Below are 20644 nucleotides of genomic sequence, written 5' to 3' on the forward strand. Positions count from 1 at the left end.
GACGTTTTCAAGCCAAACTCAAACAGCGCGCACCGATTGAATATCGATGCGCACTGGCAGCATAGCTTTTTTTATCTGTCTACTTGACAGGGGTAAGACCAATTTTCGGACGGTTTTTTTGTGTTTTTACTGAGTCCTACTAATGCGAAACCGTATTGGCCATGCTTAATTCATTTTGGCACTACAGAGTCCGACAAGCGAATGTGTAAGGTGGCAGAAACACTATCTCAAGCCTATCTTTCTGTTTATCCAAAAAAAACAGGTATAGATATAACTGCTCACCGTCATTCGGCTTGTTTCATAGCTGATGTTAATTTTTCCAGTTCATTATGATTCTCCATAGCAGTTTTCAACTGTCCATCATTGATCTATTTCTTATTTAAAAAATGGTAAATCCACCCTGTTGGAGTCTGCTAAGAACTTTAATTCAACTTATACAGTTAACGCTATTATGTGACCTACTTTTGTTAAAACGAAAAAATTTACTTCACTTCCTCAATTTTCGTGATAACTGATAAAATTAGGTGAAAATACTCAATTACATAATTCAAACGTCCTGATTTGTCTAAAAAATACATTTTAGATCGTATTTATGCTATAGTTATATTGTAAGCGTTTTAAAAATAATTTAGAGAGGAGGATTTCGTTCTTCATTAAAATAAAAGAAGTATGGGGATACATATAACAACTTAGAAAACACTAAAATTGAGGAGTAGGTTCCCATGAAAAACTATCATCGAATTATAATTTGGGTAGATCTAATATTAATGTTTATTTGCGGTTATTTTTATACTTTTTTTGGAATCAAAGAAGATAAGAAAGAATACTTCTTTTTAGCAGGTATGTTTGTATTTATCTTGATACTTGATGTTATTAGAAGGTTAAAGAAAATAAAAGAACATAAAGAAGGATGATATAAATTGTCTATTAAACAAAAAGCAACTAAACTACTCTCTACTGTAATGGCAGCAACATTAATTGCAACATTTTATCCATCAACAATTCATGCACAAGAAAATAATCCATATGAGGTTATAATTAATGATAATAAACAAGTTGTCATTAATCATGATACAAATCAGAGTGTATCACTCGAATTCACAAATGACGAAAAAACAGAAGGCATCTGGACAGGCGCTAACGGTGTAACGCAACAATATAAAAAAGATGCTAACGGAAGCATTTATTTAGATGGTGTAATGGTTGTTGAGGCTGTTAGAGAATACAGAAAGACAAATTCCTTGAATTCAGCCGCAGCAACAAGTTGGACATATGTTACAACATTTAAAACAAAACAGAGTAATTTAAACAACGCCGGAGATGCTGCTCTGTTAATCATAGGACTTGTGCCGGGTATGGGAACAGTAGCTGTAGTAATAGGGGCTATCAATCTTGCTAAAAGAGCTGGAGCAAGTGAAGTTTATATAAAAATTGATCAATATATTAGCCATGATTATAGAAATGTTAAAAATGTTACTTACTATTACTCTGATGCTAATTACTCTAAACTTATCACTAGCCATGAGGCTATAAAAAGTACTTTTTAAAAATAATTAGTTATATAGTAAGACAGACTATCACGTTATGTTAGAAAAGGGAGAACGAAATTTTCGTTCTCCCTTTCGTAGTTTCACAAAAATCCTGTGCATAATTTATCCTTAGAAAGCTATAAAGATAGCAACAAAATAAGGGTAATTAGGTTAGAAATAATTTGGGAAGCAGTCTAGAAATGAACCCACGTACCTCAGGCCCCTAACTTTTGGCCAGCGCGGCAGCTAAAACAATGTAATAAAGATACAAATACGGGACACCATTAAGCAACTTAATCTTCAAATATTAATTCATCTAACTATCCGAGAGAATAATCATGCCAAAAGGTCAAAAAAAGGGGGCCGACAAAATTTGAAGTACAAGTCCCCTAGGGAAATCATGTGAGCTTGGGGTTCGCACCTTTATTTCAGCCCAAAATCTAACGCCGTTCCACCAGACGCGACGTCTGCTTCAAATCCTCAATCCGCCCTGCACCAATGCCAAACATCACGGTACGCAGCTCGAATTCGACCTGCTCCAACCGCTCATTCAGCGCATCATCGGAAGCGACCGCAGATTCCAGCAAAGATCGCCCGAAACCGGCCAGGTCTGCACCAAGCGCCAGCGCTTTGGCCGCATCCACGCCAGTGTACAATCCACCGCTGCCAATCAGAACACCTCCGGGGTTTACCACTCTGACTTCCTGAATACACTCCGCTGTAGGAATACCCCAGTCTGCAAAAGCTTCTGCTGCCGCACGACGTACCGGATTCGAATTTCGGAACTTCTCGACCTGCACCCAGCTGGTGCCACCTGCCCCGGCTACATCGATAAAAGCCACACCTGCTTCATATAATCGCTGCGCTGTCACTCCATCGATGCCAAAACCCACTTCTTTCACGCCAACAGGCACATCCAATTGACGGCACAGCTCCTCGATCCGATGAAATAATCCGCTAAAATCCGTATTGCCTTCAGGTTGAAAGATCTCCTGCAAGCTGTTCAAATGCAGCACCAGCATATCTGCGCCAGCAATCTCAACGGCCCGCTGGAAATCAGCAGTGTTGAAGCCGTAATTCAGCTGCACCACGCCAAGGTTCGCGATGACCGGAATATCCGGTGCCCAGCGCCGCACATCAAAGGTCGTTGCCAGCTCCGGCTGTTCCACGGCAGCCCGAATCGAACCTACGCCGAGTGCCCAGCCTCGGGCGTTCGCCACACGGGCAAGCCGCTCATTGATGGCGCCCGTTGTTTTGCTTCCACCCGTCATCGAACTGATGAGCAGGGGTGTGCGCACCCTTTTGCCAATAAACGCAGTCTCCAGACTTACCTCTTCAAAATTCAATTCAGGTAACGGGTTATGACGAAAAGCATACCGCTCCATTCCGCTGGTTACCCCTTCTCCTGCCACATTCTCTTCAAGACAGAGGCGCACATGCTCCAGCTTACGTTCCCCCGTAGCCACCTCGGGAAGCAGCCGCTCGCGGGCTCGCTCTTGTTCATTCATGATGAGACCTCCTTATGTGAGAATAGTGCTGATGGACAGGATCATTGCCGGTTTGGGCTAGGTTCCGTTCAGGATGTTGACCAATGCAGCAGAGAGATTCTCAGAAATATTAATTCTTATTATGTAACGTACAAACGTATGATTTGGATCTATATTATAAATGATATTTACATACAACGCGTCAACTCTACCCAGTATAACGTTCCGGCCCAGCAATGGAAAGGGTGCCCCGAAACCCAACAATAACTTGAATTTCGAGGCCTAATTCATATTGGCTACTCAGATATTTGAAGGTTGGGTCTGTCATTCTGTTATACGAATTGCTTCTATAACTTACGTTACGATTTCCGATGCAAGCTGCGCGCCAACAAGCTGCCCGGACAATGTCACAATCGGTGTTCCGCCTCCCGGATGCGTCGTTCCGCCCACGTACCACAGCCCTTGTACATCCTTGCTTTTGTTGCCGGGACGCATGAAGGTCTGCTTCACCGAATTGGATGAGATGCCGTAGATCGACCCTTGATGGGCGAGTGTATCCCGTTCTATATGCTGTGGTGTGTACCGGATCAGCACATCCGACTGCTTCAATCCCGTAATGCCACGCTCGGCCAGCTTGTCCAACACCAATTCGCCATAACGGTCCATCTGCTCATCCCAATGCCAGGAGTCCGACAAATACGGAGCGTTCACCAGAATGAACAGATTGCTCGCTCCTGTCGGAGCCATACCCGCTTCCGAATAACCCGAATAACAGATGTAGATCGTAGGGTCGGCAGGCATTTTTCGGTCACTGAAAATATGGTCAAACTCAGGTTCATACCGTTCCGGGAAAAAGACGGTATGGTGCAGCAGGGATTCATACTTTCTCCGCACACCAGCCAATGTTACGAACCCGGATATCGACGGCTCATACTTGCGAATTCGCTCATCGCTCATCTGTTTGCGATGCTCTGGCGCAAGCAGCAGCCGATTGACGCTCAGCACATCTCCATTGGCAACGACCTGATCGGCTTCCCGGAAGCCCTGATCCGTATCCACACCTGCCACTTTACCATGTCTGACAACAATTTGCCGGACTTCGATGCCAGTAACGATCTGCACCCCTTTTTCCTCTGCAAGCCGTGTCATGGCATCTATGAGTTGATAGGTTCCACCCTTCACCCCATAGACACCCTCTTCTGCTTCCACATGGCCCATCATGGCAAAGATCGAAGGCGCCTGATATGGCGATGACCCCACATAGGTTGCGTACCGACCGAACATCGCAAGGGTATGGGGATGTTGGAAATAAGAACGCAGCAGCTTATCCAGCTTCACTGTAGGCCGTACACGCAGCAGACTGCGCAGCATTCGAAGATTATATTTATCCTTACGCGACAACAGCAGCTTTCCAAGAAAATGACGATTGGCTTCCGCATAGAGCGCAGCAGACTCGTCCATAAATGCATCATAACGAGCCGCATCCTCCAGGCTGTAGGCAGCAATCTGCTCCTTCATCCTCTCTCGATTGCCCGACAAATCGACCACGGTCCCATCTGCAAATATATTACGTGTACGTGGTTCCAGCTCATATAGCTGCACGTAATCTTCCATCACCACACCAGCTTGATCGAAGACGGAACGGAAGCTTGCGGGCATCGTGATCGTACTTGGCCCTCGGTCAAAATGATATCCATCCTGCTCAATCTGTTGCAGCTTTCCACCGACCCGCTCCTGCCGCTCCAGAATGGTGACCCGTACGCCCTGCGAAGCTAGCCGAATGGCACACGATAGACCTCCAAATCCTGCTCCGATAATAATGACGTTACCCTTCAACTGTACCGCCTACCTTTCCATACATACCCCTTGCCGGAACGGCCTGCCTGCCAGGAAGCGATGCCGATCGCAATGACACAGGCCATACTTATCGGTTGCAGGAAAGCAAGCCACCAGGGTTGTCCTCCAGCGTGATCCGATACCCTTTTGACTGCCATCCCGAGCACGGTTCCCACAAGACCATAGATGATGGACGTAGAATTGCCCGCCAACAAACCGATCATCAGACCGAGCGGAGGAACAATATACATGACTGTATACATCAGCATCGTGCCTAACAGCAGCACATCTTTGCGCCCCATGCCTTCGTACATGTTTTTCTTATACCCGTTCCACACTTCTGCACCATTCTGGTACATGCGCGTATTTGTCACATCATGAACATCGGCCAGCATGACTGGATGTCCCGCACGCTTAACCGCCTTCGCCAGACTCATGTCATCGACCAGATCAGCCTGGATTGCAGCATGTCCACCAGAGGCCTTATAACTGGAACGATGAATGAGCAAAAACGCCCCAGTAGCGGCTACAAACATCGGATTAGATGATCTGCGTATCATGAAAATGGGAAGATGACTGATGATGGTGAACACCATCATAGGCACAACGAGCTTTTCCATCCAGGTCTTCGTCACCTGATAGGGGAATCCCGTTACGAGGCCGCCGCCCTGCTCACACCCCGCAGTAATAGTCTGCCGGATGGCTTGCGGTTCTAAGCGCACATCGGCATCCACGAACATAAACCATTCACCCTTGGCCTCCTGCACCAGTCGGTGACAGGCATGAGATTTCCCCATCCAGCCTGCGGGCAGCTCCACACCATGCAGCAGGCGCACACGTGGATCACGATCGGCAATCCCCTGAACTATGGCTGCTGTCTCATCTTCGGAGCGATCATCCAGCACCAGTACTTCCATCCGAAATCCGGATGTATCGCTGGCAAGCACACTTTCCAGACATCCTTGAATGTGCAGTTTCTCGTTGCGGGCAGGAATCAGCACAGAGACCAGCATATCCCTGTCCTTCAATCCGTCTGCGTTGAATGAACGCACTTTAGGCAGACAGGAAATGTTCCATATTGCAAACATCAACTGAACGCCCAATACACAAGTCAGTATAATCCATCCTATTTCAGATGCACTCATCGCTAACGGTTCACCCGCTTTCGTGCCGCATCGTATTTTTCACTCGTAGAACGCACATGGCGGATTAGTGGAAAAGCACCCGGCAAACTGCCCTGCCCGATGCGTACCAGCTCTGATTTATGGTCATTCAACTGCTGCTCTAGCACCCTGCTCAATCTGGTCGCAATCTCTTCACTCTTCCATGTCTTCCAATCCTCTACCACAGGCGTACCCACCTGCATCGATACTTCCGGCAAATCATGTTGAACCATGCCATGACACAAAGTCACAGGTACAGCTACGGCGCGCGGGGAGCGGCGAAGCAGCAGACCAATGCCTGGACGAAACTCGATTGGCCTGGCATCCTGATGCAGAATTTCCCCTTGGGGAAAGATCCAGACCCTTTTACCGGAGTGAAGCAGCTCGGTCGTATATTGCAAGGAGGTTCGAATGCTGGATGCATTCTCCTTGCTGATTGAATATGCGCCAAGTTTGCGGAAAAAGGCATATTGTCGCAGCTGCTCTTCTTCCATCATGACATAATGATCGCCACGGGAAGTCTGCTGCGATGCATGATAGAGCAGCAGACCATCCCACCACGAGCTGTGGTTCATGAAATAGATGACTGGTTGATCCGGTTCCATGGGTGAGCCATTGTTCGGGAGAAGCGGGTCCAGTGACCCTGATAACGTAAACGAGCGAAAACGTCTCCGCAGCAAATAATAATGATTGTATAAGGAAAAAATCCGGTTAAATGGTTTTGATTTTACGGCGCGAATCATATAGCCAGCTCCCCTCAGCAAGAAGCACACCCACAATAGCAATGATGAAGCTGCCCGTAATTCCTTCTTTGAGAGCTAACAACCCAAACAAAAGAATAAACAGCTGATATAACCATTTTGAACGAAGCAATGAGCTTCGATCTGAAGGCATTGCCGGAAGAAACAAGGAGAGGAACGCTCCCATTACAAACCAGCTTATGTAATTGGTCCAGGGCACACCGTAGAATCCACCTGGGGCTTGCCATTGCCAGAATCCTCTGGCATGCGCAACCGGGTCCAGCACCAGATCGAGCACGATGGCCCAAAATCCGGTCTTAACTGCCCGAATCAGCTTGCCAGTCCAGGTCGATCCACCGCCACTGAGCAGAGCCGAGTTACCAACCACGGCAATCCAGGCGAAGCCTAATGTAACGGGTACACTGAACAGGTGGATTCCGAAGAAGTCCGAATACGAATACTCGCCAAAGGGCCAGTGTGTATGCACGCCGACCCATTCCACCCCCATGCCGCCCAGCCATATAATAACGGAAACCAGCCAAAGTCCAGGTTTCATCCAAATGACTGAATGGTCGGATAACCCTGTCCGTTTCCGTCCTTGATATATCAGATCCAGCACATACAGTGCATAGAAGATTAGAAACAAACCGTTGGAGAAGGACAGTACATCCGGAACACCGATCGTCAGCATCAGTACCGCTCCGATGAAGTACCACGCCCAGTACAGGCCCTGAACCATCAGGATACCGCCGTGCGGGAAGCATGGTAAGCCAGCATTGGATAACGTTTCACAATAGCACCCAGCATCTCCAGTTTCAGTTCATCACTAACAAAGGCACGCTTCGTATACACGTCATAGTCGTTGCGCTCAACCGCATGCAGAATGGTCGAATAAAAGGCTGCCGCCAGCTCAATCGCAAATGCACTCTCGATTGGATACGTATCCAGGCGGTCCATACCGATACGGAACCAGCCCAGCGCAGCTGTTTTTAGTTCATGGATAATAGCTTTAAACCTTTCGTCAACCACACCGTTAGCCCAATCCTGTTCGGAATATCCATGCTTCTCCATCAACTCCAGCGGAACATAGCGGCGGGCTCTTGCCCGGTCTTCGCCCACATCACGGATAATATTGACGATCTGCATACCTTTGCCCAGCGCAATCCCGTTGATTGCGACTTCCGCGCCGTTATCATCCCGCAATACAGGCAGCAGCATCTCACCCACGGTTCCGGCAACCAGATAACAATAATGCTCCAGTTCCTCCATCGTTGTATAATGCGTGACTTTAAGATCAGTCAACTGTCCGTCCATTTGACGGAAGAAAGGCCCTTTGTCCAAATGAGGGAAGCTTGTAAACAGCCATCGTAATGCCGGCCAAATAAAATGCCCTTCCGCTTCTTCCAACTGATTGAACAGATGGCGGATTTCATGAATCGTATAGGGCGACTGCTCCGGTTCATCCACACTGTCATCGATCATGCGGCAAAAGGCATAGATCACGTACACGGCCTCGCGGCGTGGGCTGGGCAGACCTCTGAAGGCTTGATAAAAAGATGACGAGCCCTTTTGCATTAATTCCTCACACTTGTTCAAAATCGCTTCATTCATGTTTCCATCTCCTTCGTGAGTAGATTCACTGCCATCCGTGCACTTTGCATCACAATAGGAACCCCGCCTCCTGGATGTACAGACGCTCCTGCCGCATATAGTCCCCGAATTGCCGGGAACGGCTTCGGTTGTGGACGATATACACCGGATTGAAACAGTACAGGTGCGATGCCAAAGCTGCCGCCGCCGTACAGCCCGTCACGCTCAGCGTCAGCGGGAGTACGTATTTTTTGCCACCTGATCGCTTCACGGAGTCCCGGAAATCCACGTTGTTCCGCTTCTTCCAACACTCGTTCTGCCAGTACCTCGCTCTCCCGAGACCAGTCGACACCATCGGCATCCGGCACTGGAATGAGGAAGTACAACACACTCTGACCTGGCGGAGCTGCTGTCTCGTCCAATGCAGCCGGATTGAATACATAAAAAGAGGACTTCGCCGGAATGCGGCGCTGGTCGAACACTTCCCGCAGACTGCCGTCCAGACTAGGAGGCAGGAAAAACTGATGCGTTGTTGCATCCTCCCAGGTTTTGTCTACGCCCGCATAGATCAATACACATCCCGATGAGGGACGATATGGCTTTCGTTTACGTGAAACTTCAGGCGTCTGACCCAGCAGATCCGACAGGTGGGGGAAATCGCCATTGTAGATAACTGCATCCACATTTTCTGCGCCTGCGGCAGTTTCTATACCTTCGCACACACCATTTTTAATATTCAGTCCCGTCACTTCCGTGTTCAGCACCACGCGACCACCACGTGATATCAGTTCCTGTTCCAGTATGGCAGGTAATGCAGCATAGCCACCCTTCACCATCCAGATGCCGTATTCATGCTCTGCATAAGGAAGCAGGGAGTAAATACCCGGCGTACCGAAGGGAGAGCCCCCAATATAGAGACTTTGCAGCGAATAGGCATCCAACAGTTCCTCATGCTGAAAATAATCACCAACAGCCTTCCGTACACTTTTGTGAGCACGTAATCGGCCCATTAGGGACATCAGAGAGGGAGTGAAGAAATCCCGTTTTCGCGGAAAAGCTCGTTCCAGAAAAGCAGCCCGTCCCGCCGGAAACAGCGTGTCCATATCATTCATAAATTTCGAGAATCCCTGGCTTTCTCCAGGGAAGAGACGTTCAATCTCTTCGGCCTGCTGTTCACGTGCCGTCATTTTGGTCATCACACGTCCGCTGCTGTAATGAACCCTGTACAATGGATCACAACGCAGCAGCTCAATCTTCGAACGATCCACACCCGCTTCCTCCAAAATGCCAAGCAGCATCTCGGGCAGAAGTACGATGGTCGGGCCTTGATCGATCCGATAGTCCCCTTCCTGCTCGTAGCCGATACGACCTCCAACTCTGGAACCCCGTTCGTATACCGTTACATCCCAGCCCTGTTTATTCAACAGCAACGCTGAAGTCAGTCCACCAATGCCTGCACCTACGATGGCAGCCCTTTTCATGAATGGCCTCCCGCTTCCGCCGTTTTCACATACGAGGATGGTTTCGAGCGCTTGCGAGCGTCCTCTTCCTGGATCAGCTTCACGCTAATCCGAGCCGATTCAAAGATGGTCGGCAGCCCACTGCCCGGATGCGTTCCGCCGCCTACCAGCCATACTCTTTTTAACTCTTCAAACTGGTTATGCGGCCGCAGATACATCATCTGCCCAAGGTTATGAGCCATATTAAATGTTGCTCCGCGGTATACGTCGAGTTCATTTTGCCAATCCAACGGTGTAAACATCATGGATTCTTCAATACGGCTGCGGATGTCTGCCAACTCAGGAATCGATTCCATCCGCTTCATCATCGCCTCCCGCACATTCTCACGTTCTACCTCCCAATCGATGTCTCCAGTCAGGTTCGGTGTAGGCATGAGAACATATAAAGCAGATTTTCCTTCCGGTGCGAGCGTCGAATCGAGTCTGGAAGGGTTATGAATATAGAGAGATGGATCTGCAGACAACACTTTATGCTTCGTAATCTCGTCGACGTTCAGTCGATAGTCCTCGGGAAAATAGATGGAATGGTGCGGCAGATCCACATCACCGTCTACGCCCAGATACAACATCGCTGTGGAGCAGGAGAACTTCTTGCGTTTCATTTTCTCGGGTGTATATTTCTTGAGTACTCCTGGCTCAAACAGATGATTCACCGCATGCGCGAAGTCTGCATTAACAACGACATGATCCGCTTCAACACGCTCGCCATTCTCAAGCAAAACGCCTTCTGCACGGCCATTGCGAACAATGACCTGTTTAACCGGACAGGATGTATGTATTCTTCCTCCATATTCTTCAACTACATCAGCCATGGCTTGAAATACGCGATTGACGCCGCCAATAGGGTGAAATAATCCATAATGGTGCTCAATAAACGACAAAATCGTAAACGTACCCGGGCAATCCCAGGCAGACATGCCAAGGTATTTGGATTGGAATGTGAATGCCCAGCGCAAGCGCTCATCTGTGAAATAGCGGGACAGAATGCCATAGACTGTATTGTTAATATCCAGTTTCGGCAGTGCGGATATGGCGTCTTTTCTCAAATAATCGGCCAGTTTCCCGAAAGGCCTGCGCAGCAAAGGCATAACTTTGCCAAACTTCACTTCCTCTTCCTGCATGAACCGAAGGTAATTGTCCTCGTTGCCGGGGAAAAGCTCCTTGATCTGTGCGGCTGTATCTTCACGATTACGAGAAGGCGTAAACACCTTATCGCCAAAGTTCAGGGCATACAACGGAGTCAGCTCTTTCATCTCCACATAGTCGGCTAGCTTGCGTCCTACAACGTCGAACATCTCTTCAATCAACTGCGGCATCATCAAAAATGTGGCACCACGGTCGAATCGATATTCGCCCAGCTCCAGTCTGGCAGAACGCCCCCCGATGACTGGCTGTTTCTCATATATATCTACTTCGTACCCCTGGCCGGACAATAACATCGCGGCTGCAAGTCCACCCGGACCTGCACCAATGACAGCTGCACGTTTACGTTGCTGATTCGGTATCATGCCACTCACCTTCCCTATGTTAAGAACTATGTATAGTACTATAGTCTTTAACCTATTATTAAACCGCCCATGAACAGTTCAAGCGGGGAAACGCAAAAACATTATACAAATATAGTACAAATATTATACGACCTATTAAAACAAAAAATGACCAGCTGGTCAAATTCTTTGAAAAGATATTTTGGAATATAAAAAAAACACCCTCTGCGCTCTTGCGTCAAAGGATGTCCTGTATACTCAAACCTATACATTTTATTTTAGAATACATTTAAAAAAAGCATACGAATCAGTATCTCCGCCCAGGCGATGGTTCAACAAAATACTCACGTTCCATCCACGATTGCCAATCCGCTGAATCTTCAGGCATAATCCACTGCGGATATCGAGCGTTCTCTGTACGCTCATAGCCCTTGCCTCCAAGTACAAAGCGCATATGCGGGAACTCGTCCACAATTCGCCCTATGAGTTGATCACACCGCTCAAGGAGTTCGGAACGGGTAACCGATAGACAGACCAATCGGATGTTCTGCTCCCGGATTATTGGGAATAGCCCCTCTTCCGGCGTGTTGGCTCCGAGATAGAGCACTTCCGCACCATTTTTACGCATAAACAGGGAGAATAACAATAATCCCACCTGATGATGTTCCCCTTCCGGGCACAAGGCCAGAACTTTGGGCAGATGCGGATAGATCGGGAACAGATGGAAAAACTGATAAAAGCGCTGTGAGATCAATTGAGTCATAAAATGCTCCTGAGCGACCGAAGCCCGGCCCTGCTCCCATGCATCCCCAACCCGAACCAGAATGGGCACCAGCACATGATAAAACATGGAATCATACCCGTACATCGTGAAGCCAAAATCAATCAGACCATTGGCTCGTTCGCCTTGAAAGTTGTATAGCGAGTCATAGATCTGATCGGCTATACGTACATACGCCTCTTCCAGTGTGGGTACTGGAGGCGTTAATGACGTAGGTAATGCAGCTTCGTTTGAACTGGTTTTGTTGACCTTGAGCATACGTACCGCTTCCGAAATATTCGTCTGGTGCTGCTCCACCTGCTCTTTCAACCAGCGCAGATCTGCAACATTCTCTTCCGTGTACAAGCGATAACCCGATTCCGTCCGCTCAGGGGTGACCGCACTGTACCGATTCTCCCAAGCCCGGAGCGTTACCGTCGGTATACCCAGCATGGCAGCGACTTGTTTGATGGAATACACCTTATTACCCACTTTCTTTCCCGAAATAGCCAGACTTTCGCAGGTTAAACGAACCCTTATCCCGCCCTTCTCAGGTATATGAAAATCCGAACATTCCACAAAAATAATACACTCATTATACACAACGGTCATATGCCTGTCGATTGCATCAATCGAATTGGTTTTGCCTTTCCTGATGACTTAAATAATGCATCAGTCACTCTGCGTCAATGTTGTCGTCCCGGTGGTAATAGAAGTCAGCACGTTCAGAAAGGGGAGTTATTGTTGTTTTCTTATCGCCGCCAGACATCAGACCGCAAAACTTCACGCGGCACATTTCCATACATACGAACAGGCCTCGTACTACTAGTGCTATGGCTCATCGCCGTCATGCTCTACCAGACCTATAAACCGTTACCATCCGGCATTGCCTATGAAAGTCCTGAATACCGTGTGGATCAGGTACAGTTTTTGCATGATCTGACCTATCCATCCGCTGATGGACAGATGGAACACGAACAGCAGATCTTCCAGCGCATGCTTCAGGTTATCGAGGACGCGGAACAATTCGTCGTCGTTGATATGTTTTTATTCAATAACTACCAGCACAAAGGTCAGCAATTTCCACCCATCAGCACAGAGTTTACGGAAACACTGGTTGCCAAAAAACTTCAGAAGCCGGATATGGACATCTGGTTCATTACGGATGAAGTAAACACCAACTATAACTCTGCCCCCAACCCGTTACTGGAGCAGATGAAACAGGCCGGAATTCACGTGGTTATTACAGATGTGGACCCTTTACGTGACTCCACTCCTGTCTACTCCGCAGTCTGGCGCACCTTCTTCCAGTGGTTTGGACAATCCGGGAATGGCTGGATTCCGAACCTGATGGCAACGGATGGACCGGATGTTACTGTGCGTTCCTACCTTAAATTGCTCAATGTGAAGGCCAACCATCGCAAAGTGGTGGTCAGCGAGAAGACGGCTATTGTTTCCTCAGGCAATGTTCATGATGCCAGTGCCTATCATTCGAACATTGCTTTTGAAATAACCGGACCGATCATTGGAGATATCCTCCAGTCCGAGCAAGCCGTACTAAACATCTCGGGTGGAGGTAAAATTCCTTCCTATACAGCTCCTACCACAGACCCGAATAAAGGAGATTTGCGAATTCGCTATCTGACCGAGGGCAAAGTGAATGACGCAGTGCTCCATGAGATTAATCAATCGGCAAAAGGTGATACCTTATGGATGGGCATGTTCTACATCGCTTCACCCAAAGTACTGGATGCCCTGCTCGAAGCCTTGAAACGGGGAACCGAGATACGGCTTGTGCTCGACCCGAACGAAAATGCCTTTGGTCAGGAAAAGACTGGCATTCCCAATCGTCCTGTAGCTGCTGAGTTGCATGATAAATCGGATGGCAAAATCCAAATTCGCTGGTATAACACAACCAAGGAGCAATACCATACCAAGATGATGTACATTGCCAAAGCCACCGGGGATCATATCGTCCTTGGAGGATCAACCAACTTCACCCCTAGAAACATGAATGATTATAATCTGGAAAATGACCTCTGGGTTGCTGCACCACCAGACAACTCATTTACTCATGATGTCGCGAATTATTTTGACCGCATATGGAATAATGAAGATGCCGAGTTCACCCTGAACCTGGATGAATTTCAGGAAAAGACTACATTTTTGAAAGAAATCGTATATAAGCTGCAACTGATTTTGGGTTTAACGACCTTCTAATTGAACATGAAAGCTCAAGCATAAAGCCGCCTGTACACTATCGTGCAGGCGTTTTTTGTGCCTTGACAGCGAATGTAAAATGTGAAAATATAGGTTACCTAACGACCGTTAGGAAGGTGATATTAATGACTGCACATTCGATTCGGGATGCTGCCCTGTTCTACTTTGCAAGAGATGGATATGAAGGAGCCTCCTTAAGAGCTATCGCTGACGAAGTCGGGATTAAAAAACCGTCCATATATGCACATTTTAGCGGCAAGGATGACTTGTTCTTGCACACCCTTGCGCATGCGTTCAAGGAGGTTCAGCGTCGAACGCTGGAATACTTCCGTGATCACGCCGAACTGCCACTGGAGCAGAGGTTGAAGGGTTTGCTGATATGGTTTGAGCAAGAGTATAACTGTAATGCCTCTGCCCGCTTTATGCTGCGTATGTGCTATTTCCCGCCGCTTGCGCTATATAACGAAGTGATGGATCTAGTTTATCCGTTTCTGGACGGGATGGAGCGGTCACTGACACGGCTGCTGCAAAGGGCGACGCGCAAGGGAGAACTACAGGCCGTTCCTGCGGAACAAGCTGCAATTGCCTTTATGACTTTTCTCGATGGCATCACGGTTGAGATTATATATGGAAGTTCACGTCGATACAGAAGACGGATTGAAGCTTCCTGGCCAGTCTACTGGCATGGCATTCATCATCTGAAACAAGAGGCACTGCCCGTTGTTTTGAAAGGAGATTCATCATCATGAACCGCAACTGGTTATATGTTTTTATCGGAGGACTCATTGAGATTGTATGGGTAAGTGGGCTGAAACACGCCTCCAATGTTTGGGAGTGGGCTTTGACGGCCCTGGCCATCATCCTGAGCTTTGGATTAATCATCGCTGCTTCCAAAAGATTGCCTGTGGGTACGGTATATGCCGTATTTACGGGGATTGGTACTGCAGGTACGGTACTGACTGAAATGCTGCTATTTGGTGAAGCATTCTCACTTGCCAAGGTTTTGTTAATCGGTCTGTTGCTATGTGGTGTGATCGGACTGAAACTGGTCACGGATCAACAATCGGCAAAAGGAGGTGAAGCATAATGGCTTGGATGGCAATTGTGGGCGCAGGCATATGTGAAATTTTTGGCGTCATCGGCATTAATGGTGCTTCTACCCGAAAAGGCTGGCCTTATATCGTGCTCATGCTCGTATCGTTCGCATTCAGCTTCTCCCTGTTATCCTACGCGATGACTTCTATTCCCATGGGTACCGCGTATGCGGTGTGGACTGGAATTGGTACGGTAGGCAGTACGTTAACAGGGATGTTCCTGTTCGGTGAGCGGAAGGAAGCCAAGCGGCTGCTGTTTATTGCCATGATTTTGGTGGCGGCAATCGGATTGAAACTGATTACGTAACGTAAATACTTCCATGATGTAAATTCTATAATAAATAAGGGTAAAAAAAGGCGACTTCGATCAGGAAGTCGTCTTTTTGGTATATGATGTTAATAGAGAAACCTCCCTACACTTTGTTACGTAAGAAAGGATGTTCGTGATGATGAAGAAATGGTTCGCGCGTGTGGGTTCTTTTACCGGGTACATCTTCCTGATTGCTGTGGGAGCCTTTTATTTGTTTGCTCTTGTAGCCATCATCCTTCTAGCTATTTACGTCTTTAAGGGCGGAGCATAACATAAACATTTGGAAATCTTGATCATTCATTTTGCTTATTCTTCTTCATTAATATTCAAGCTCATCGTACATACTATGGACATATCGCCCGTTTATACCACCTTTGTAACGTCTATATGTTGCGATCAATTGGCTAGAAATTCTTTATTCCTCTGATGATATGCCCTCTTTTTTTCCATTTTTCTCCCATTTGAATTCCATTGTATTTATCGTTTATACTTGGTTTGACCCTAAAGTCAATTCAAGAACTAGTAAGTTCCGCAGGTGAGGTGGATGTATCGTTAATGAACCCTATCCATGAAATGAATGAGAAGAAAAAGCTCATTATTACCACAGCACTCAAGCTATTCTCGGCCAAAGGCAGTGCCGCAACCTCCATGCAGGAGATTGCAGAGATATGCGGGATGTCGAAAGGCAGCCTCTACCTCATGTTCAAATCCAAAGAGGAATTAGAGGCCAGTACGATGGAGTACTGCATATTCACGCTCATGGACGAAATCTCCCAGATTGAACATGAAGCTGGGCTCACTTCGAGAGAGCGTCTGCACAGGCAGATTGAAACACTGCTTGTCCATGTATCCGAGCTGAAGGAATTTTTACGCGTGCAAATGCGCAGCATGATGATGGATGAAGAGCAGCATCGCAAGGAAAAGTGCAACCCGAAGCAAAAGGATTTGGAGATTCGCACACTGCACTGGTTTAAGGACAAACTGGAGGATCTGTACGGACCGGAGATTGAACCTTATACCGTAGACCTTATTTTGCTCACACATGGTCTATTCCTCTCCTACGTCAAAATCTGGTTTACGGAAATGCCTTCCCTTACCGTGTCCAAGATGGCAAGCAACATGCTGCAAACGATCGATTATGCAGCTCGCGGATTGCTCGATCAACGCCCTGCCCCTTTGGTTCCTTTGGAACATTGGCCAGCATGGAGCAGCGATTCAGATACAGATTCCACAATGATGCGTCATCCTATTCATATCATCAAACAGATGAAGGATATCATCACTTCTGATATGCCTCCAGGGCAATTGCGCAATGACGCGTTGGAGACCATCGCCATCCTGAGACAGGAAATGATGGAATTCACACCGCGACGTGCCATTATCCTGGGCATGATGCGTAATCTGGATCACATTCCTGTCATCCAGCCCTTGCACTCCGAGCTTCAGCACATTATGGATGCCATGTATAGCCGGTTCATCCAGGCTGACTCGTCACAACAATAAAGAAATACAGGGAGAAACAGAGAGGAGAAGAAACCATCGTATGAAAGGGATTATTAATTTTTCACTGAACAACAAGTTTGCGATCTGGATTCTGACCATCATCGTTTCCTTCGCTGGTTTGTACAGCGGGCTGACGATGAAACAGGAGACCATTCCAAACATCAATGTGCCATTCTTGAGTGTTACGGCCATTGATCCAGGGGCAGCTCCAGAGGGTATTGTGGAGGATGTCACCAAACCACTCGAACAGACCTTAAGAAATGTAGAGGGAATTAAGACACTCACCTCTACTTCCATGGAGAATGCTTCTTCCATCACCCTCGAATTTGATTATGGTACCGATCTGGACAACGCTACCGCAGCGGTACGCGAAGCACTGAATGAGGTGCAGTTGCCGGATGGTGTACAGAAGCCTACCATCTCGAAGTTCAGTATCAACTCCTTCCCGGTTGTCTCGCTCAGCTTGTCTGACAAGGACGGCGGCGATCTTGAACAATTGACTCGACTGGTTGAAACGGATATCCAGCCTGCACTCGAAGATATTGACGGTGTAGCTCAAGTCCAAGTTTCCGGCCAATATGTTAAGGAAGTTCAACTGAAGTTTGATCAGAAAAAAATGAACGAACTCGGTTTGACTGAAGATACAGTCAACGGCATCGTTCAAGGCTCTTCTGTCCGTGTACCACTCGGACTGTTCGAACTGGACAAAGCACAGAAAGCTGTTGTTGTTGATGGCAATATCATCGATCTGGATGATTTGAAAAATCTCGCTATTCCGGTTGTACCAAGCGGTGCAGGAGCAGGCAGTGGTTCGGCCACAGCACCACAAGGCGCCGGGGCACAAGCTGGTGGAGCAGCTCAAGGCTCTGCACAAGGTTCTGACCAGGCTGCAGGACAAGCCGCTGGCGGAAATGCCAGTGTGGGCAGCACTTCAGGTGCCGCAAACGCACCTGGAATTCCAACGGTTAAATTAAGCGAGATCGCCAAGATTGAAGTTATTGGTCAGGCGGAATCCATTTCCCGGACAGACGGTAAGGAATCCATCGGGATCTCGATCGTTAAGTCCAATGATGCCAACACCGTTGATGTTGTTAAGGCGGTTAAAGACAAAGCGGAAGAATTACAAACGCAGTTCAAAAACGCCGATTTGACTGTTTTGCTTGACCAAGGTAAACCTATCCAGGACTCCGTAAACACGATGTTGTTCAAAGCGATGTTTGGTGCTTTGTTCGCCATTTTGATCATTCTGTTGTTCCTGCGTGATATTCGCTCCACCATTATTTCCATTATCTCTATCCCGCTCTCCTTGCTCATTGCATTGACAGCACTGAATATGATGGACATTACGCTGAACATGATGACCCTGGGTGCCATGACGGTTGCGATTGGACGGGTTGTCGATGACTCCATCGTTGTTATCGAGAATATCTATCGCAGACTGACACTCAAGGGAGAGAAACTTAAAGGCCGTGATTTGATCCGGGAAGCTACCCGTGAAATGTTCATTCCGATCCTCTCTTCCACGATCGTAACCATTGCGGTATTCCTGCCGCTGGCACTGGTGAGTGGTATGGTCGGTGAGCTGTTCATGCCATTTGCCTTGACCATGGTCTTTGCTTTGCTGGCATCCCTGATTGTGGCTGTTACGATTGTACCGATGCTGGCACATACGCTGTTCCGCAAAGGTCTGAAGAACAAGCAGAATCATGAGGAAAAACCAGGCAAGATGGCGGAGGGTTACAAACGTCTCTTGAACTGGACATTGTCTCACAAACTCATCACCGTCGGCGTTGCTGTATTGCTGCTCGTCGGCAGTTTGTTCCTGTATCCGTTCATCGGTGCAAGTTTCTTGCCGGAACAACAAGATAAATATGTGACCATTACGTATAGCCCGGAAACTGGAGCTTTGCGTGAAGATGTAGAAAAAGAAGCACTCGTAGCCGAGAAATGGTTGCTGAAGCAGCCAGGTCTGGAGAAAATGCAGTATTCCATCGGCGGCAGCAATCCACTGAGCAGCATGGGTGGAGGCAGCTCCAACTCTGCTCTCTTCTATATTGAATATAACGAAGATACGAAAGACTTTACAAAAGTGAAAGAACAGCTTGTGGAAGGTCTGAAGAAAGAAGTTACTGTAGGAACTTGGAATGAGCTTGATATGTCCGGGGGACTGGGAGGCAGCAGCTTGAGCCTTTCCATCTATGGTGACAATGTAGATCAGATCAAACCTGTCTCGGATGAAATTCTGAAGCTGGTTCAAGCAGATACCGAATCTTTTGAAAAAGCCGACACCACACTCTCCGATACCTACGGGCAATACACGCTCGTCGCGGATCAGGAGAAACTGAGCTCGCTGGGTCTGACTGCTGGCCAACTGGCTATGGCATTGAGTCCTGCACAGGAACGGCCTGTACTCACAGAAGTGGATATCGACAACAAAACGTATAAAGTCTATGTAGAGACTGACAAAAAGACATTTACCAGCATTGCTGATATTGAAAACGAAAAAGTCACTTCACCGCTCGGCATCGAAGTACCAATCAAAGATGTCGCCAAAGTGGAAGAAGGCACCTCGCCGAACTCCATCATGCGTATTGACGGTAAGGTTGTCGCACAGGTGACTGCCGACATTCTCGCTTCCGATGTGCAGAAGGCTTCAACCAACCTGCAGGCAAACATCGACAAGCTGGATCTGCCGGATGGTGTGGAAGTGAAATTTGGCGGTACAACCGAACAGATTAATGACACGTTTACCCAGCTCGGTCTCGCCATGGCAGCAGCCATCGCGATTGTGTACTTTGTGCTTGTTGTTACGTTCGGCGGTGGACTGGCGCCATTTGCCATCCTGTTCTCCCTGCCATTTACCGTCATTGGTATTATGGTCGGCCTGTTCGTAGCTGGCGGTACGCTTGACGTATCTGCCATGATGGGTGGACTGATGCTGATCGGGATCGTGGTCACCAATGCCATCGTCCTAATTGACCGTGTTATTCACAAGGAAAAAGAGGGAATGCCTACTCGGGAAGCCTTGCTGGAAGCCGGAGCAACGCGTCTGCGTCCAATTCTGATGACAGCTCTGGCTACCATTGGTGCCTTGCTGCCACTGGTGACAGGACTCGAAGAAAGCGCAGGGATCATCTCGAAAGGTCTCGGAATTACCGTAATCGGCGGTCTGATCAGCTCCACGCTGCTGACTCTGGTTATCGTGCCAATCGTGTATGAGTTCCTGATGAAGTTCAAAAAGAAAAGAATTGAAGATTAATCGACACCTTCTGTTGATCGAATTAAATCATCACTCCGAATTAAGATAATCTTCTAACATAGAACACCCCTTAGTCCACATTAGATATGGTTTGTACATTCTGATCTGCGGCTAAGGGGTGTTTTACATTTACTATCATTTCTTAG

Annotated in this window: 18 protein-coding genes; 9 read left to right on the forward strand and 9 right to left on the reverse strand. The window is 47.7% G+C overall.

Annotation, left to right across the window (positions count from 1 at the left end; all coding sequences use genetic code 11):
• Positions 1-722: 722 nt before the first annotated feature.
• Positions 723-914 carry a hypothetical protein gene (locus tag BMW94_RS29225; protein ID WP_091002124.1) on the forward strand — a complete coding sequence of 64 codons (192 nt, stop codon included), beginning with the start codon at positions 723-725 and terminating at the stop codon, positions 912-914.
• 6 nt (positions 915-920) lie between these two features.
• A complete protein-coding gene (locus BMW94_RS29230) occupies positions 921-1547 on the forward strand; it encodes a hypothetical protein (protein WP_091002125.1) in 627 nt (208 codons plus the stop codon).
• 422 nt (positions 1548-1969) lie between these two features.
• On the opposite strand, the gene fni is transcribed toward BMW94_RS29230, so the two are convergent.
• From fni to BMW94_RS29275, 9 genes are all read right to left on the reverse strand, one after another.
• A complete protein-coding gene (fni, locus tag BMW94_RS29235) occupies positions 1970-3037 on the reverse strand; it encodes a type 2 isopentenyl-diphosphate Delta-isomerase (RefSeq protein ID WP_091002126.1) in 1068 nt (355 codons plus the stop codon).
• Between the two features lie 333 nt (positions 3038-3370).
• Entirely contained in the window at positions 3371-4852 is a 1482-nt protein-coding gene (locus tag BMW94_RS29240; protein ID WP_091002127.1) for a phytoene desaturase family protein, read from the reverse strand.
• On the reverse strand, positions 4849-5997 hold the full coding sequence (locus BMW94_RS29245) for a glycosyltransferase family 2 protein (protein WP_091002128.1): 1149 nt from the start codon (positions 5995-5997) through the stop codon (positions 4849-4851). Before BMW94_RS29245 ends, BMW94_RS29240 begins: the two co-directional genes overlap by 4 nt.
• Before the next feature lie 2 nt (positions 5998-5999).
• Positions 6000-6758 (reverse strand): lysophospholipid acyltransferase family protein, encoded by a 759-nt coding sequence (locus BMW94_RS29250; protein WP_091002129.1) that lies wholly within the window; start codon positions 6756-6758, stop codon positions 6000-6002.
• Positions 6727-7494 (reverse strand): carotenoid biosynthesis protein, encoded by a 768-nt coding sequence (locus BMW94_RS29255; RefSeq protein WP_091002130.1) that lies wholly within the window; start codon positions 7492-7494, stop codon positions 6727-6729. Before BMW94_RS29255 ends, BMW94_RS29250 begins: the two co-directional genes overlap by 32 nt.
• A complete protein-coding gene (locus BMW94_RS29260; RefSeq protein ID WP_091002131.1) occupies positions 7494-8366 on the reverse strand; it encodes a phytoene/squalene synthase family protein in 873 nt (290 codons plus the stop codon). The genes BMW94_RS29255 and BMW94_RS29260 overlap by 1 nt, the downstream gene beginning before the upstream one ends.
• Complete coding sequence (locus BMW94_RS29265; RefSeq protein ID WP_091002132.1) at positions 8363-9826, reverse strand: phytoene desaturase family protein; 1464 nt, start codon at positions 9824-9826, stop codon at positions 8363-8365. Before BMW94_RS29265 ends, BMW94_RS29260 begins: the two co-directional genes overlap by 4 nt.
• The gene (locus tag BMW94_RS29270) at positions 9823-11373 is read right to left on the reverse strand and encodes a phytoene desaturase family protein (protein WP_091002133.1); all 1551 of its coding nucleotides are present in this window, start codon (positions 11371-11373) and stop codon (positions 9823-9825) included. The genes BMW94_RS29265 and BMW94_RS29270 overlap by 4 nt, the downstream gene beginning before the upstream one ends.
• Before the next feature lie 286 nt (positions 11374-11659).
• Complete coding sequence (locus BMW94_RS29275; protein WP_091002134.1) at positions 11660-12592, reverse strand: MerR family transcriptional regulator; 933 nt, start codon at positions 12590-12592, stop codon at positions 11660-11662.
• A 264-nt stretch (positions 12593-12856) separates the two neighbouring features.
• On the opposite strand from BMW94_RS29275, the gene BMW94_RS29280 reads away from it, so the two are divergent.
• The 7 genes from BMW94_RS29280 (at position 12857) to BMW94_RS29305 (ending at position 20498) form a co-directional block, all read left to right on the forward strand.
• Positions 12857-14332 (forward strand): phospholipase D family protein, encoded by a 1476-nt coding sequence (locus BMW94_RS29280; RefSeq protein ID WP_091002135.1) that lies wholly within the window; start codon positions 12857-12859, stop codon positions 14330-14332.
• A 125-nt stretch (positions 14333-14457) separates the two neighbouring features.
• Positions 14458-15081 carry a TetR/AcrR family transcriptional regulator gene (locus BMW94_RS29285; RefSeq protein ID WP_091002136.1) on the forward strand — a complete coding sequence of 208 codons (624 nt, stop codon included), beginning with the start codon at positions 14458-14460 and terminating at the stop codon, positions 15079-15081.
• A complete protein-coding gene (locus tag BMW94_RS29290; protein WP_091002137.1) occupies positions 15078-15419 on the forward strand; it encodes a DMT family transporter in 342 nt (113 codons plus the stop codon). Before BMW94_RS29285 ends, BMW94_RS29290 begins: the two co-directional genes overlap by 4 nt.
• On the forward strand, positions 15419-15733 hold the full coding sequence (locus tag BMW94_RS29295) for a DMT family transporter (protein WP_063566950.1): 315 nt from the start codon (positions 15419-15421) through the stop codon (positions 15731-15733). Before BMW94_RS29290 ends, BMW94_RS29295 begins: the two co-directional genes overlap by 1 nt.
• A 139-nt stretch (positions 15734-15872) precedes the next feature.
• Positions 15873-16007 (forward strand): hypothetical protein, encoded by a 135-nt coding sequence (locus tag BMW94_RS31200; protein ID WP_302848018.1) that lies wholly within the window; start codon positions 15873-15875, stop codon positions 16005-16007.
• A gap of 284 nt (positions 16008-16291) precedes the next feature.
• Positions 16292-17239 carry a TetR/AcrR family transcriptional regulator gene (locus BMW94_RS29300; protein ID WP_091002138.1) on the forward strand — a complete coding sequence of 316 codons (948 nt, stop codon included), beginning with the start codon at positions 16292-16294 and terminating at the stop codon, positions 17237-17239.
• 40 nt (positions 17240-17279) lie between these two features.
• On the forward strand, positions 17280-20498 hold the full coding sequence (locus BMW94_RS29305) for an efflux RND transporter permease subunit (protein WP_091002139.1): 3219 nt from the start codon (positions 17280-17282) through the stop codon (positions 20496-20498).
• Positions 20499-20644: the final 146 nt, after the last annotated feature.

It is taken from the genome of Paenibacillus sp. OK003 (assembly GCF_900109515.1).
GTDB classification, from domain to species: Bacteria; Bacillota; Bacilli; order Paenibacillales; family Paenibacillaceae; genus Paenibacillus; species Paenibacillus marchantiae.

What these genes read in the sequence shown, in the direction of transcription:
- BMW94_RS31200 (WP_302848018.1), top strand. Translation starts at nt 15,873, where the DNA reads ATGATGAAGAAATGGTTCGCGCGTGTGGGTTCTTTTACCGGGTACATC.
- BMW94_RS29225 (WP_091002124.1), top strand. Translation starts at nt 723, where the DNA reads ATGAAAAACTATCATCGAATTATAATTTGGGTAGATCTAATATTAATG.
- fni (WP_091002126.1), bottom strand. Translation starts at nt 3,037, where the DNA reads ATGAATGAACAAGAGCGAGCCCGCGAGCGGCTGCTTCCCGAGGTGGCT.
- BMW94_RS29300 (WP_091002138.1), top strand. Translation starts at nt 16,292, where the DNA reads ATGAACCCTATCCATGAAATGAATGAGAAGAAAAAGCTCATTATTACC.
- BMW94_RS29305 (WP_091002139.1), top strand. Translation starts at nt 17,280, where the DNA reads ATGAAAGGGATTATTAATTTTTCACTGAACAACAAGTTTGCGATCTGG.
- BMW94_RS29250 (WP_091002129.1), bottom strand. Translation starts at nt 6,758, where the DNA reads ATGATTCGCGCCGTAAAATCAAAACCATTTAACCGGATTTTTTCCTTA.
- BMW94_RS29270 (WP_091002133.1), bottom strand. Translation starts at nt 11,373, where the DNA reads ATGATACCGAATCAGCAACGTAAACGTGCAGCTGTCATTGGTGCAGGT.
- BMW94_RS29255 (WP_091002130.1), bottom strand. Translation starts at nt 7,494, where the DNA reads ATGGTTCAGGGCCTGTACTGGGCGTGGTACTTCATCGGAGCGGTACTG.
- BMW94_RS29265 (WP_091002132.1), bottom strand. Translation starts at nt 9,826, where the DNA reads ATGAAAAGGGCTGCCATCGTAGGTGCAGGCATTGGTGGACTGACTTCA.
- BMW94_RS29285 (WP_091002136.1), top strand. Translation starts at nt 14,458, where the DNA reads ATGACTGCACATTCGATTCGGGATGCTGCCCTGTTCTACTTTGCAAGA.
- BMW94_RS29290 (WP_091002137.1), top strand. Translation starts at nt 15,078, where the DNA reads ATGAACCGCAACTGGTTATATGTTTTTATCGGAGGACTCATTGAGATT.
- BMW94_RS29295 (WP_063566950.1), top strand. Translation starts at nt 15,419, where the DNA reads ATGGCTTGGATGGCAATTGTGGGCGCAGGCATATGTGAAATTTTTGGC.
- BMW94_RS29245 (WP_091002128.1), bottom strand. Translation starts at nt 5,997, where the DNA reads ATGAGTGCATCTGAAATAGGATGGATTATACTGACTTGTGTATTGGGC.
- BMW94_RS29260 (WP_091002131.1), bottom strand. Translation starts at nt 8,366, where the DNA reads ATGAATGAAGCGATTTTGAACAAGTGTGAGGAATTAATGCAAAAGGGC.